The organism is Listeria valentina (genome assembly GCF_011800755.1).
GTDB lineage: Bacteria > Bacillota > Bacilli > Lactobacillales > Listeriaceae > Listeria > Listeria valentina.
The window spans coordinates 1-13,353 of record NZ_JAATJW010000065.1; the positions used below are offsets into that span (position 1 = coordinate 1).

Here is a 13,353-nt window from a genome sequence, read left to right on the forward strand (position 1 = left end):
CAATATTTTTTGTTTTTTGTAATATATTTACTATTAGATGATCTTAGATTGTGTTAATATGATAGAGATCAAAAAACATCAGAGAGGTGGATTTCAACATGAAATGTAAAAAGGTAATTATTTTGTTTGCTTTAGCTGTAATGCTTGTTCTCGCTCCATTGTCAAATTCAGCGGAGGCTAGGGTCATGGGACAAGTAGAAAATTATCATTATAAAATTTATTATGGCTATGGACCGTATTGGGGACCGAAATTTGGAGCGGTTAGTAAATATTTATCTGTAGCTCACGGATATCGAAAAACGGGTTATAATAAAATTAGGCTTAATCAATTAGGTCCATTGACTTTCAAGTATAGGTTTGTAGCAAAGTATAAGGTATGGTAATATCTAAAGCTGGATTATTTCCAGTTGTTTATTGAATAAACTTAGTGTAGATATGTGTCTCTGGGTTTATACTTTTTTGTTTCTTAAGGATAAAAATACTACTAATTCCGAGTTAGAAAATCGCTATAATCAATTTTATCGTGAAGTGAGAAATAAATATTGATTTATGGCGCAACAAGCGGATGAGATTTAGAAAATGGCAGACGAAAAAGTCTGCCATTTTTGTATTCAATTGAAAAGTGAGATCTGGCTCGAAAACGTCATTTCTAGCCGTTTTTTCTTGCCAAAATAGAAGTTTAGCAAAATCTAAACCACGAACAAACATTCTGTGGTACAATAAGCAAGAATGGGGGATGACACATGGCAAAAGCAAAACGAACCACAAAATTTGTCTGCAGTTCCTGCGGTTATGAATCGCCTAAATGGATGGGGAAATGTCCGAATTGTGGCGAGTGGAATCAAATGGTGGAGGCGCTCGAACCTTCTAAAAAGGCAACGCGTAGTTCTTTTCAACATACAGGTGAGCCTTCAAAGGCAACGCGAATCACAGATGTTATGAGTGAGTCTGAAAAACGTGTGCAAACGAAGATGCCTGAACTAAATCGCGTGCTTGGTGGTGGCGTTGTCGAAGGCTCTATGGTACTTGTCGGCGGGGATCCCGGGATCGGGAAATCAACTTTGCTCCTTCAAGTTTCTGCGGAGCTTACGCTAGCTGATAAAAAAGTGCTCTATATTTCTGGGGAAGAATCGGTTAAACAAACGAAACTTCGAGCGGAGCGTCTTCAGGTTTCTGGTGACAATCTGTATTTATATGCGGAAACAAATCTTGAAGCCATCCAAGCGACGATTGATTTTATTAAGCCGGATTTCGTAATTATTGATTCGATTCAAACAGTGTATCATCCTGATGTGACAAGCGCGGCAGGGAGTGTTTCTCAAGTGCGAGAATCAACAGCGGCGCTCATGCGAATCGCAAAAATGCAAAATATCACTGTATTTATCGTCGGGCATGTGACGAAAGAAGGGGCTATCGCTGGGCCGCGTTTGCTTGAACATATGGTGGATACGGTACTTTATTTCGAAGGTGAACGGCATCATGCTTACCGAATTTTGCGCGCAGTTAAAAATCGCTTTGGATCAACCAATGAAATTGGGATTTTTGAAATGCGTGATGTCGGTTTAGTGGAAGTGGCTAATCCGTCTGAAGTATTTCTTGAGGAACGCTTGGATAACGCGTCTGGCTCGACGGTTGTGGCGTCTATGGAAGGGACGCGCCCTGTTCTTGTGGAAATTCAGGCGCTTGTTTCTCCAACGATGTTTGGGAATGCAAAGCGGATGGCGACGGGGCTTGATTATAATAAAGTTTCTCTTATTATGGCGGTCCTCGAGAAACGCGTGGGATTGCTTCTGCAAAATCAGGATGCTTATTTAAAAGCAGCGGGCGGTGTTAAGCTAGATGAGCCTGCGGTCGATTTGGCGATTGCGGTTAGTGTGGCTTCCAGTTATCATGACCGGCCAACGAAAAGTACGGATTGTTTTATTGGCGAACTTGGGCTTACTGGTGAAATAAGAAGTGTTGCTCGCATTGAAGAGCGCGTCAAAGAAGCTAGCAAATTAGGCTTTAAACGTATCTTTATTCCAGCGAACAATGGTGGGGAATTTAAAGTTCCAAAATCCGTTGAAATTGTTCGGGTTGCAACGATTGCTGAAGCTTTGCAACAAGCTCTTCCAAAATGATTGGAAGCAGATCTCGGTCTGCTTCTTTTTTGCAAAGAGAAAGGTTGCTGTTCGTCTGAGATTTAGTGTAAAATGGATAGGAAACATGTTACACTTTTTACAATGAAAATGAAAGGAGGCGTGAAGATGCTAAAATGGATTATTCGAGTATGTTTTATTTTGCTCGGAGGAACGTCAGGCGTTTTTATATTGCCAGGTGTCTATGAGAAAATCGGAATCGGACATCATTTATGGTTGAACAATCCTTATTCCAATGCTCTGGTTGGTGCACTTATATTTTATCTTATTACTTTTTGGGCGGTGAAATATGTAGAATCCGCGCTTAATTGGCTTGAGGAACGATTAACACGTATTTCTGGCGCAACAATTGCATACGGGGGACTTGGTCTTATCATCGGGCTAGTCATTGCATTTTTTGCTGGAAATGCGTTTAGTCAAACGAAAATTCCGATTGTAGATTCTGTTGTTCCAGTTGTTTTAACACTTTTACTTAGCTATCTAGGGTTTCGAGTTGGCGTGAGCCGTAGAAATGAACTTGGATCGTTGTTCGCTGGGAAAAATGCACGTAAAAAACTGGCTGCTGGTCAAGCAAATGCGAATCAATCAGCTGCAGAGAACTATAAAATTCTCGACACGAGTGTTATAATTGACGGGAGAATCGCGGATATTCTGATGACCGGCTTTTTAAATGGAACGATTGTTATCCCGCTCTTTGTGCTGGCAGAACTGCAACACATTGCTGATTCATCAGACACGCTAAAAAGAACGCGTGGGCGAAGAGGGCTTGATATTTTAAATCGCATTCAAAAAGAGGAAAATATTCGAGTTGAAATGTATGAAGGCGACTTTGAAGATATTCCTGAAGTGGATGCAAAACTTGTGAAGCTGGCTAAAAACATGAATGGAACAGTGGTTACGAATGACTACAACTTGAATAAAGTTTGTGAGTTTCAAAATGTGCCGGTATTAAATATCAATGACTTAGCTAATGCGGTGAAACCTGTTGTCTTACCGGGAGAAACGATGAATGTTCTAGTTGTGAAAGACGGGAAGGAACATAATCAAGGCGTGGCTTATTTAGATGACGGAACGATGATTGTTGTTGAAGATGGTCACCGGTTTATCAATGAAGCAATTGATGTAGAAGTAACAAGTGTACTTCAAACTTCTGCTGGGCGAATGATTTTTGCGAAACCGAATTAAGATAGGATTCAGGAGCTAATGAAATGGACTATGAACTGATTTTTCTTGCTGCTGGGCAAGGAAAGCGAATGAACACAGATCAAAATAAAATGTGGCTTGAGCTAGCTAGTGAACCGATTTTTGTTCATGCGCTTAAGCCTTTTCTGGCCGATTCACGTTGCAAACATATTGTTATCGTTTGTCAGGCTGACGAAAAGCCTATTGTGCAGCATTTTCTTGGAAAAATGGCACTTTCTGCTTCTGAACTTGCTCAAATTGAAGTTGTTCCAGGCGGAGTCGAGCGACAGCATAGTGTCAAAAACGGTCTTGCTAAGTGTGGCGCATCTGAACTTGTCCTTGTGCATGACGGTGCGCGTCCTTTTGTTTCGCTAGCGATGATTGACCGTTTATGTGAAGCGGCGAGCCGCGAGGGAGCTGCCATCTGTGCTGTGAAAGTCAAAGATACGGTGAAGCGAGTGGAGCGAGGGGTCGTGCAGAAAACCGTTGATCGGGAAAATCTCTGGCAAGTTCAAACTCCACAAGCATTTAAGCAAGAAACGTTGAAAGAGGCTCACGCAAAAGCGGCGATTGATGATTTTCTTGGAACGGATGAGGCGAGTCTCGTTGAACGCCTCGATGTGCCCATCCAAGTGGTTGAAGGAAGTTACTACAACATTAAAATCACGACGCCGGAAGATATGCCGCTCGCGCAAGCGATTTTAGAAGAATTGGAGGAGAATAAGCATTGATTCGAATTGGACAAGGTTATGATGTGCATCAGCTGGTCGAGGGAAGAAAACTCATCATTGGTGGTATCGATATTCCGCATGAAAAAGGGTTGCTCGGGCATAGTGATGCGGATGTATTGTTACACGCTATAACGGATGCCGTCATTGGCGCAGTTGCCAAGCGAGATATTGGATACTTTTTTCCGGATACAGATGCTGCATACAAAGATGCTGATTCTGCTGAGCTGCTTCGCAAGGTTTTCTTAGAAGTGAAGCGAGAAGGTTATCGTCTCTCTAATTTGGATTGCACGATTATCGCGGAACAGCCTAGGATGGCGAGTCACATTGATGCGATGCGGGCTCGAATTGCTGAGTTGCTTGATGCTGAACTGGATCAAGTGAATGTAAAAGCAACAACTTCTGAAAAACTCGGCTTTGTTGGTCGAGGTGAAGGGATTATAAGTTTAGCAGTTGTTTTGCTTGAAAAATAAAAACGAGGAGTGAAGGATTTTGTCAGACAATAAAAAAGTACGAGTACGCTATGCGCCAAGTCCAACTGGTTATCTGCATATTGGGAATGCGCGCACCGCTCTTTTCAATTATTTATTTGCACGTCATAATGGTGGGGATTTTGTGATTCGGATTGAAGATACCGACGCAAAACGAAACGTTGAAGGCGGCGAAGAAAGTCAAATGCGGAATTTGAAGTGGCTTGGAATTGATTGGGATGAAGGTGTGGACAAGCCAGGGAACTTTGGTCCATATCGTCAATCAGAAAGAATGCATATTTATGATCCGCTCATTGAACAACTTTTAAACGAAGGTAAAGCTTATAAATGCTATTGCACGGAAGAAGAACTAGAAGCAGAACGTGAAGCGCAAAAAGCACGTGGCGAAATGCCTCGTTATAGCGGGAAATGCCGTCACTTAACCGAAGCAGAACGTGCTGAAAAAGAAGCGCAAGGCTTAAAACCAAGCATTCGCTTTCTTGTTCCAGAAAATGAAACGATCACTTTTAACGACATGGTAAAAGATGACGTGTCCTTTGATACAAACGGAATTGGCGATTTTGTTATCGCGAAAAAAGATGGTATGCCTACTTACAACTTTGCAGTAGCTGTGGATGACCATTTGATGGAAATGACACACGTTTTGCGTGGTGATGATCATATTTCGAATACGCCGAAACAAATCATGATTTATAATGCATTTGGATGGGAACCGCCAACTTTTGGACACATGACATTGATTGTCAATGAAAGCCGCCGTAAATTGAGTAAGCGAGATGGTTCGATTATTCAATTTATCGAGCAATACCGTGATCTAGGCTACTTGCCGGAAGCGCTATTTAACTTCATCGCTATGCTGGGGTGGTCTCCAGAAGGGGAAGAAGAAATCTTTTCTAAAGAAGAATTCATCAAGATTTTTGATCCAAACCGCCTATCGAAATCACCTGCGCTGTTTGATAAGCAAAAATTAACGTGGGTGAACAACCAATATGTGAAGAAACTTCCGTTAAATGATGTAGTAGAACTTGCTTTGCCTCATCTTCAAGAAGCGGGTGTAGTTTCGAAAGAAATGAGCGACGCGGAACGCGATTGGGTGCATAAACTGGTTTCGCTTTATCATGAACAAATGAGTTATGGCGCAGAAATCGTTGGTTTATCGGAAATGTTCTTTGCGGATGCAAGCGAAATGACATTTGATGAAGAAGAAAAAGAAGTGCTTGCCGCTGAAACGGTGCCAACAGTGATTGAAGCTTTCGCAAAAGAAGCAGAAGCGCTGGAACCGTTTGAAGCAGACGAAGTGAAAGCTGCGATTAAACGAGTGCAAAAAGAAACGGGTGTGAAAGGGAAAGGTTTGTTTATGCCAATTCGGATTGTAACTACGGGAGAAATGCACGGACCAGAACTTCCACTTGCGATCGAAGTACTTGGACGCGAAAAAGTTTTAAATCGATTGCATAATTGGCTAGAAAAAAATAAGTAAGAGAAGCCGCTACCTACGCGCGACCGCGCGCAGGTAGCTTTTTTATTGCGCCAAGGCTGATCAATTTTTAGAAGACTCTCCCGTGTTTCTTGCAAAAAGAACTGGTCACGCGTGAGGTGAAATCTATGTTATGATAAAATGGAACTATTAATTCCCTTGTACTAGAGTGACTGATAGAAAGACGGAGTGTATTTGGGGAGGGGGCGCGCAACGGGACAGCATAGCGCAATTACACAAAAAGAAAAAATACTAAAATTTAGTCATGAAGAATCAACACCTTTTATGTTTGAAGAGTTACGGGGGAAAGAAAAATAAAGGAGTTGCTTATGAAGAAGACAGGAGTAGTTTTTTGGGTTTCCTTTTTCTTGGTACTATCCGCTGTTTTACTGGGAACCATCTTTCCAAAAGGATTTGAAAAAATTACCGCCAATATTCAAAGCTTTTTAACCTCAACATTTGGCTGGTATTACTTACTGGTCGTTGTTGTGATCGTTGCCTTTTGTATTTTCCTTATTTTAAGTCCAATAGGAGCGATTCGCCTAGGACAACCAGATGATGTGCCAGAATATAGCAATCGTTCGTGGTTTGCCATGTTATTTAGTGCTGGAATGGGGATTGGTCTCGTGTTTTGGGGCGCGGCGGAACCACTTTCACACTTTGCAATAAATGCGCCGGGAGGAGAAGTGGGCACACAAACTGCTTTAACACAATCTCTACGCTATACCTTTTTTCACTGGGGGATTTCCGCGTGGGCGATTTATGCAGTTGTAGCGCTTGCACTTGCTTATTTTAAATTTAGAAAAAAAGCACCAGGTTTAATTAGCGCTACGCTATATCCGGTGTTGCGTAAACAATCGAATGGCTGGTTAGCCCATGTAGTAGATATTATTGCTGTTTTTGCGACGGTTATCGGTGTAGCTACAACCCTCGGGCTAGGAGCTCAGCAGATCAATGGGGGCCTCGCTTACTTAGCAGATGTTCCTGTTAATTTCACCGTTCAAATGATCATCATCATTATCGTTACCATTTTATTTATGATCTCTGCTTCGACAGGCCTAAATAAAGGCATTCAGCTTTTGAGTAATGTTAATTTATACATTGCGGCTATTTTGCTTGTGCTTACCTTGTTTTTAGGACCGACTGTAAAAATCATGAATGAATTTACTAATGGTTTTGGTGCTTACTTGCAAAATTTTGTGCAAATGAGTTTCCGAACTGCGCCGGGAGATGCAGCTGGGCGTGAATGGATAAATAGTTGGACGATCTTTTACTGGGCTTGGTGGATGTCCTGGTCACCATTTGTTGGCTTTTTCATCGCACGAATTTCAAAAGGACGGACGATCCGCGAATTTTTACTGGGTGTTATCGTCCTCCCAACGATTGTGAGTACGCTTTGGTTTGCAGTTTTCGGTGGGACGGCAATTGATGTGCAGGAAACGGCGAATTCGGCACTGAAAAACTTACCGACGGAGCAAGTCTTATTCGGAGCCTTTAATGAATTGCCGTGGAGTACCTTGCTTTCTGTTGTAGCGATCATTTTAATTGCAGTGTTCTTCGTGACGTCAGCAGATTCAGCAACATTTGTTCTAGGAATTCAAACGACGAATGGAGTAATGAACCCGAGTTTCCAAATCAAACTCATCTGGGGGATTCTGCAAGCAGGCATTGCGAGTACGTTACTATTTGCTGGTGGCTTGCAAGGCTTACAAAATGCAGCAATAATTGTCGCTTTTCCGTTTTCGATCGTGATTTTACTGATGATAGTTTCGCTTTATATATCGCTCACAAAAGAACAGGAAAAACTGGGCTTATATGTAAGACCGAAGAAATCACAACGTAAATATTTGTAAAAACGAGCGGCGGGACTTCGCTGAATTTGATTAGGCTTAAAACCTGAGATATGCTTCTGGGCATATCTCAGGTTTTTAATTTATTGACAATCAATAAAGAGAGGGCTATAATAAATCAAAAATGAACGGGTGATTTCTTTTGCAGGTTTTAAAAGAAGAGGTACGAAAAAAGATCATAGAAGCGGCACGAAAAGCATTTAAGAAAGAAGGCTATGCCAAGTCATCAATCCGAAAAATTGCTGTACAAGCAGAAATGAGTAGTGGAAATCTATACCGCTATTACAAAAATAAAGAAGCTTTGTTTGAGGAAATTGTGCGACCTTCTTATGAAATTTATCAAGCTGAACTCGAGAAAATGAAGAAAAAATATGAACAGCGTGAAGCTGAGAAGGAGAGAACGCCAAAATATTATTCTCAAATTGAAGCGGAACTTATCCAGTTTTTTAAATTAAAGCGAGATGAAATGAATTTACTATTCAATTACAGTGAGGGAAGCCAGTTCGCATCAGCTGAACAAGAATTGGAGCGATTGACCTATGAAGTGACACAGGATATTTTTATGACAGGCAAAGGAAAAGAACGACTAACACATTTAGAAAAGTCAGAGGCGAAATTAATTGCAAGATATCTAATTCATGGAATAGCAGATTTATTAAATTCGACAGAAAATCAGCTGGAGTTTGAACAGTTAATAGACACGCATTTGTTGATATATTCAACAGGATTAAAGGCAGTGACGGAGGAGAACAGATGAAAAAATGGATGATCGGGATTGCGACTAGCTTACTTGTGCTTGCGGCATTATATTTTGGAGCGGCTTACGTATTTACCCAAGAAAAACCCGCGATTGAGGCGAATTACACAAGCGGCAAGGATTTAGTCATTGATATGGAGAGTGCTGAAGTAAAGGTTAGCGAAGGGAATTCAGACAACATCAAAGTAATTACACAGGCCAACTATTCGTATCAGAATGTAGTCGAAAAAACAAAGCAAACACTTCGATTTAAGCAAGGATCGGATTCTAGAGTGGTATGGCAAAAAATATTTCCATCAAATGTTAAAGTTGCAATTGAAATTCCTAAGAACTATTCAAAAAAATTGGTGGTAAAAACAGAAAGCGGAGCTGTCGATTTGTCAAAAATGAATTTAAGGAACGCATCTATAGAAACTCAAAGTGGATCGCTCTCAGGGCGAAAATTGACAGGAAGCGGACACTTTGAAACGAAGTCAGGAGAAATCAATACCTCGTTTGTTAAAATTGGAGCTCCATCAAAGTGGAAAAGTGAAAGTGGGGCTATCCAAATTAAAATGCTTGACGATAAGGACTATACATTTGATTTAAAGTCTGACAGCGGAAGCATTAAAGCGCCCAAGAGTGAATTGAGGATCAATAGGGAACATCGTAAATCAAGTCAATCTGAAAAATCATCTGTACAAGTAGACATTCAAGCCCAAACAAAATCGGGAGCGATTCAATTTCAATAATTTAGGGATGGAAAGGGAACGAATCAAGCTAGGAGATTTGCTCCCTTTCTTTTTATCTATACAAAAAGAGGAACGAAATGCGTTTTTGGCAGTATTATTCAGGGTATTTGTAAATTATTATATTGGTAAGAAAAAATCAGCTGGTGATTTCTCGTGAAATAGGCAAAAATAACCTTTTAGTTTCTAGAAAAAGTAATTGTTTTCATGTTTTGTCATAATTTATTCATAATTATCTTGTAAAATGGGAGGCAAATGAATGTACGGGGGGATTCAATGCAATTTATTCGAAAAAACTGGATGTATCTGATTATTATTGTGCTATTTGGTGGAATCCTTTTAACGGTTAGTATAAATAAAGAAGAGGCGGCAAGTAATAACTATCTGTTAGATAAAACGCTCATCTCAGAGCAGGAAAAAATTGATGAAAAAATGGCCAAAGATAGTAAAGAAGCGACGTTCGAAAGCCCTTACATAAAACTTAATCCTTATGGAACTGCGCCATTATCTGCAGTTGCAATTTTTGAAACGGAGGAGCCGACTAAAATCTCGCTTGAAGTAAAAGGTAAAACAGCAGAAACAACCATTAAAACCTCTAATTCGTCATATAAAACGAAACACCATCTTTCTATCTTAGGTTTATATGCGAATAAAAATAATACTGTAACTATAACCGCAGAAACGAAAGATGGTATGAAAGCAACGAAGGTGGTTTCCATTCAAACGAAAGCACTTCCGAAAGATTTTACAAAACTAGATGTTACAAAAGCAAATACAACAAAAATGGAGCAGACGGATAGTTCACTTACTTTTGTTGTGCCAAGTACAAAATGGGTATATGGAGTCGATTCTGCAGGAGAAGTCCGTTATTATTCAACCAAGTATAACAGTCATGTATTTAAAGAATTGAAAAATGGGCATCTTTTATATTTAACAAAATATGAAAATAACGATGATACTTACTCATTATTACTTGAAACGGATTATGTTGGTAAAATCTATCGTGCTTATAAAATGAAAAGTGACGCTGAAAGTGAAACATCTGGTTCTTCTCAGAAATCTGCGATCCATCATGATGCGATTGAGCTTCCGTCAGGGAATTTATTACTAACTATTAATGATGAAACAAAATATATGGAAGATACGATGATTGAAATCAATCGAAACACAGGAGAGGTTGTAAAGGAAATTGATTTGAAGAATATTTTACCAGCTAAATTTTATAAGAGTTTTTCAGCGAGAGGGGACGGGAAAATAGATTGGTTCCATCAAAATGCAGTTGTTTATGACACAAGCGATGATAGTATTATCATTTCTGGGAGGAATCAAGATACAATCATGAAACTCGATTATGAGACTGGTCAAATTAAATGGATATTATCGGATGATGAAGGTTGGCCAGTAAACTATCAAAAATATTTGTTAAAAAGCGTCGACAATGACATGAAATTTCCGGCAGGACAGCATGCGCCAATCGTCTTACCGGATCAAGATAACAATGATGAAACAGTGGATATTCTTTTGTATGACAATAATGTTGTAGTAAGTCGAGGAGACACACGAGAGTCGAAAAAATATAGTCAAGCTATTCAGTACAGGATTAATGAAAAAAATAAAACTATCGAAGAAGTTTGGTCTTATGGGAAAGATCGAGGGGAGGAATATTTTACGAATATTATCGGTAGCGCAAGGTATATGCCGATGACGGGCAATAGATTGGTGAACTTCGGTTATTTAGCTGAGGGAAAGGAAAGTAGGATTGTTGAAGTTGATAAAAATGGTAAAGTAGTTTATGAACTCCGGCTTTCGGATTTCCCTTCATCAGCTTGGAGCTACCGAGCGGAAAGGTTCTCTCTTTATTCGGGAAACGAAGAGTAAAACTTTATCAATGAAAAAGCCAAGGTTTGAGATAAACCTTGGCTTTCTTATTACCAGTAGAAATAAAAATGTGTAGGTCGAGTAAACCAGTTGCCCCAAGGATTTTTAACAGGCGTAGTTTTTGCTTGACTTGGTTTAGTTACAGCGGGTTTGCTTGTGGTGCTTTGTTGAGGCGCAAGATTAGTTAAGTGAGCACTTGTATTAACGTGTTGGCTTTGAACCTTTTCAATGTTAACTTTAGAATTTGAGCTTGTCGTTGCAGTGATTTTTCCTGTTTTTGCAGTAATTTTGGACAAGTCAACAACAGCGCTTGAAGAGCTGTTCAAATCGAGAGAGCTAATTGAACTTGATTGGGTAGCGGTTACGGAAGCACTCGAAGTGGCCTTTACCGATAAGTTTGTTACATCAAGGCGATTTAAATTTACACGAGCACTTGATGAAGCATTTACCTTAAGGTTTGTTGCAGTAATTTTTCCTTGAACAGTCACAACTGAGCTGCTTGAAGCAGAAATGTTTTGTAGTCCCATAGAAGAATATAGATTAACCGTAATTGGTTTAGTTGAATTAATCGAATAACCGTCTGTTAATTTAACTGTTAGTTTATCGTTTGTGAAGAATGTTTCTACATATGGAAGGATATTATCTTCCGCAGTGACTTGGACCTCGTTTTTAGCACTAGGAATAACATTTACTCGAATGCTACTTGAATCCGATACGCCAGAAACTGAAAAGTTAGCCGGAACTTCTCGGTACTTACTAACAACATTTCCAGAACCGTGGATAACGTTGCTGTTTGTTGAATTAGTAACTGAAGTATTTCCGTTTTGGGTGCCGACGACAGATGAACCCCCAAAAATAGCGGCATGGGAGACGACTCCGGGGGTAGCAACCGCCAAAATAAACGCTAGAGAAAGACTCCCTAAAGTTGGCAATAGACAGTTAATTTTTTGCTTTTTCATGTTGATCACTCTCCGTTAGTTTTAAATAGTTTAGTATTACGTGAGGTTTTAACGTTTTCGACGCTAAAGATATCTACTGCTGACGAAAGAAGCCAGAATAGAAGGAGTTTTTGAAGCAGGAATAAAAGGTGTGACCATTTTAGGTGTTAAATATTGTACTGTTGCTGAAAAGTCCTTCATGGTTTCATCTCCTTACTATTTATTAGATGTTAATAATAGCACAAAACGCAACCAAAATATATTAAATATAACTAAAAATTTTAAGTTTATCGAAAAAACAGTAAATTTTATACATTTATGAACATATAACAAAATTAATTTACGTTTTCGAACGGGAGAAAGTAGGAGGGTAATCAAAAAGGATTTGTAGAAAGCGTTCTGTAATTAAAGTTAATTCTGTGTTCAATATACAATACGAAGAGGTAAAATAAGCTTCTCAAATTCTAGTCTTCGAGTTTCAAAGCAAGAATTGATAGTGTTTGCAGAGAGTCTGCGTTCAGTGTGATCCCTTTTTATGCGTAATATAAGTTCAATTTATCTGGTTGTATAGCTAAAAATAGAAGAACAAAAAAGTCTTTCATCCAAAAAACAGCGTCAATTCCTTCTATAAATAACTAATTCATCAGGTTTTCCTTTATGATCAAGAAGATACTGCTTATTCAATGATAAAAATAGTATATAAAAAGAGAGCAAAAATTTTCTGGGAACATAAACTTTATTCGTGAGTAATTTAGATGCAATTATTTTCTGTTGCAAACAATTTTGTACAAACGAAAACTTTTTTAGAATTTTACTTGCAAACCCTTGTAAAACATGATATATTAATAAACGTGCCAGCGAGAGATGGCGGTAAAAGAAGAAAATTTCTTCAACGTTTTTTTTAGAAAGTTGTTGACTTTTATCTCTGGCTAGTGTAATATGAAAGAGTTGCTGATAAAAAGGCAATGAAGAAAGAATGACCTTTGAAAACTGAACAAAAAGAAGACGAAAAAGCGATGAAACAGTATGTTTCACCAATCAATTCGCAGGGCAGGAAATCGAGAGCGATTTCCAAAACAAAACTAGTAAATAAGCTAGCAAAGTCAATATTGACGCTAAGGACACTTATTCACGGTGTTGGATAAGTATTCAAATTCAATTTTATTTTAAAGAGAGTTTGATCCTG

Annotated in this window: 12 protein-coding genes; 11 read left to right on the forward strand and 1 reads right to left on the reverse strand. The window is 39.2% G+C overall.

All coding sequences use genetic code 11. The features are described from left to right. The first annotated feature begins 185 nt into the window (after window positions 1-185). The 10 genes from HCK02_RS11605 (at window position 186) to HCK02_RS11650 (ending at window position 11,229) form a co-directional block, all read left to right on the forward strand. The gene (locus HCK02_RS11605; protein WP_208970478.1) at window positions 186-383 is read left to right on the forward strand and encodes a hypothetical protein; all 198 of its coding nucleotides are present in this window, start codon (window positions 186-188) and stop codon (window positions 381-383) included. Window positions 384-743: 360 nt separating this feature from the next. Next, window positions 744-2,120 (forward strand): DNA repair protein RadA, encoded by a 1,377-nt coding sequence (gene radA, locus HCK02_RS11610; protein WP_115753724.1) that lies wholly within the window; start codon window positions 744-746, stop codon window positions 2,118-2,120. A gap of 126 nt (window positions 2,121-2,246) precedes the next feature. Then, the gene (locus tag HCK02_RS11615) at window positions 2,247-3,323 is read left to right on the forward strand and encodes a PIN/TRAM domain-containing protein (RefSeq protein ID WP_167630275.1); all 1,077 of its coding nucleotides are present in this window, start codon (window positions 2,247-2,249) and stop codon (window positions 3,321-3,323) included. Between the two features lie 23 nt (window positions 3,324-3,346). Beyond that, window positions 3,347-4,051 (forward strand): 2-C-methyl-D-erythritol 4-phosphate cytidylyltransferase, encoded by a 705-nt coding sequence (ispD, locus tag HCK02_RS11620; protein WP_167630276.1) that lies wholly within the window; start codon window positions 3,347-3,349, stop codon window positions 4,049-4,051. Beyond that, window positions 4,048-4,521 (forward strand): 2-C-methyl-D-erythritol 2,4-cyclodiphosphate synthase, encoded by a 474-nt coding sequence (gene ispF, locus HCK02_RS11625; protein WP_167630277.1) that lies wholly within the window; start codon window positions 4,048-4,050, stop codon window positions 4,519-4,521. Before ispD ends, ispF begins: the two co-directional genes overlap by 4 nt. A 19-nt stretch (window positions 4,522-4,540) precedes the next feature. Beyond that, on the forward strand, window positions 4,541-6,019 hold the full coding sequence (gene gltX, locus HCK02_RS11630; RefSeq protein WP_167630278.1) for a glutamate--tRNA ligase: 1,479 nt from the start codon (window positions 4,541-4,543) through the stop codon (window positions 6,017-6,019). 326 nt (window positions 6,020-6,345) lie between these two features. Then, window positions 6,346-7,869, forward strand: coding sequence for a glycine betaine uptake BCCT transporter (locus HCK02_RS11635; RefSeq protein ID WP_167630279.1), 1,524 nt, complete (start codon window positions 6,346-6,348; stop codon window positions 7,867-7,869). A gap of 139 nt (window positions 7,870-8,008) precedes the next feature. Next, complete coding sequence (locus HCK02_RS11640) at window positions 8,009-8,623, forward strand: TetR/AcrR family transcriptional regulator (protein ID WP_167630280.1); 615 nt, start codon at window positions 8,009-8,011, stop codon at window positions 8,621-8,623. Beyond that, a complete protein-coding gene (locus HCK02_RS11645) occupies window positions 8,620-9,354 on the forward strand; it encodes a DUF4097 family beta strand repeat-containing protein (protein ID WP_167630281.1) in 735 nt (244 codons plus the stop codon). Before HCK02_RS11640 ends, HCK02_RS11645 begins: the two co-directional genes overlap by 4 nt. A gap of 273 nt (window positions 9,355-9,627) precedes the next feature. Beyond that, on the forward strand, window positions 9,628-11,229 hold the full coding sequence (locus HCK02_RS11650) for an aryl-sulfate sulfotransferase (RefSeq protein WP_167630282.1): 1,602 nt from the start codon (window positions 9,628-9,630) through the stop codon (window positions 11,227-11,229). A gap of 50 nt (window positions 11,230-11,279) precedes the next feature. On the opposite strand, the gene HCK02_RS11655 is transcribed toward HCK02_RS11650, so the two are convergent. After that, complete coding sequence (locus tag HCK02_RS11655; RefSeq protein ID WP_167630283.1) at window positions 11,280-12,188, reverse strand: GIN domain-containing protein; 909 nt, start codon at window positions 12,186-12,188, stop codon at window positions 11,280-11,282. Window positions 12,189-13,150: 962 nt separating this feature from the next. Here HCK02_RS11655 and HCK02_RS11660 point away from each other — a divergent pair. Further along, entirely contained in the window at window positions 13,151-13,312 is a 162-nt protein-coding gene (locus tag HCK02_RS11660) for a hypothetical protein (protein WP_167630284.1), read from the forward strand. Window positions 13,313-13,353: the final 41 nt, after the last annotated feature.

Excerpts from the sequence above, each read along its gene's own strand:
- HCK02_RS11615 (WP_167630275.1), top strand. The coding sequence starts at position 2,247 with ATGCTAAAATGGATTATTCGAGTATGTTTTATTTTGCTCGGAGGAACG.
- HCK02_RS11645 (WP_167630281.1), top strand. The coding sequence starts at position 8,620 with ATGAAAAAATGGATGATCGGGATTGCGACTAGCTTACTTGTGCTTGCG.
- HCK02_RS11650 (WP_167630282.1), top strand. The coding sequence starts at position 9,628 with ATGCAATTTATTCGAAAAAACTGGATGTATCTGATTATTATTGTGCTA.
- ispD (WP_167630276.1), top strand. The coding sequence starts at position 3,347 with ATGGACTATGAACTGATTTTTCTTGCTGCTGGGCAAGGAAAGCGAATG.
- radA (WP_115753724.1), top strand. The coding sequence starts at position 744 with ATGGCAAAAGCAAAACGAACCACAAAATTTGTCTGCAGTTCCTGCGGT.
- HCK02_RS11655 (WP_167630283.1), bottom strand. The coding sequence starts at position 12,188 with ATGAAAAAGCAAAAAATTAACTGTCTATTGCCAACTTTAGGGAGTCTT.
- HCK02_RS11635 (WP_167630279.1), top strand. The coding sequence starts at position 6,346 with ATGAAGAAGACAGGAGTAGTTTTTTGGGTTTCCTTTTTCTTGGTACTA.
- HCK02_RS11605 (WP_208970478.1), top strand. The coding sequence starts at position 186 with ATGGGACAAGTAGAAAATTATCATTATAAAATTTATTATGGCTATGGA.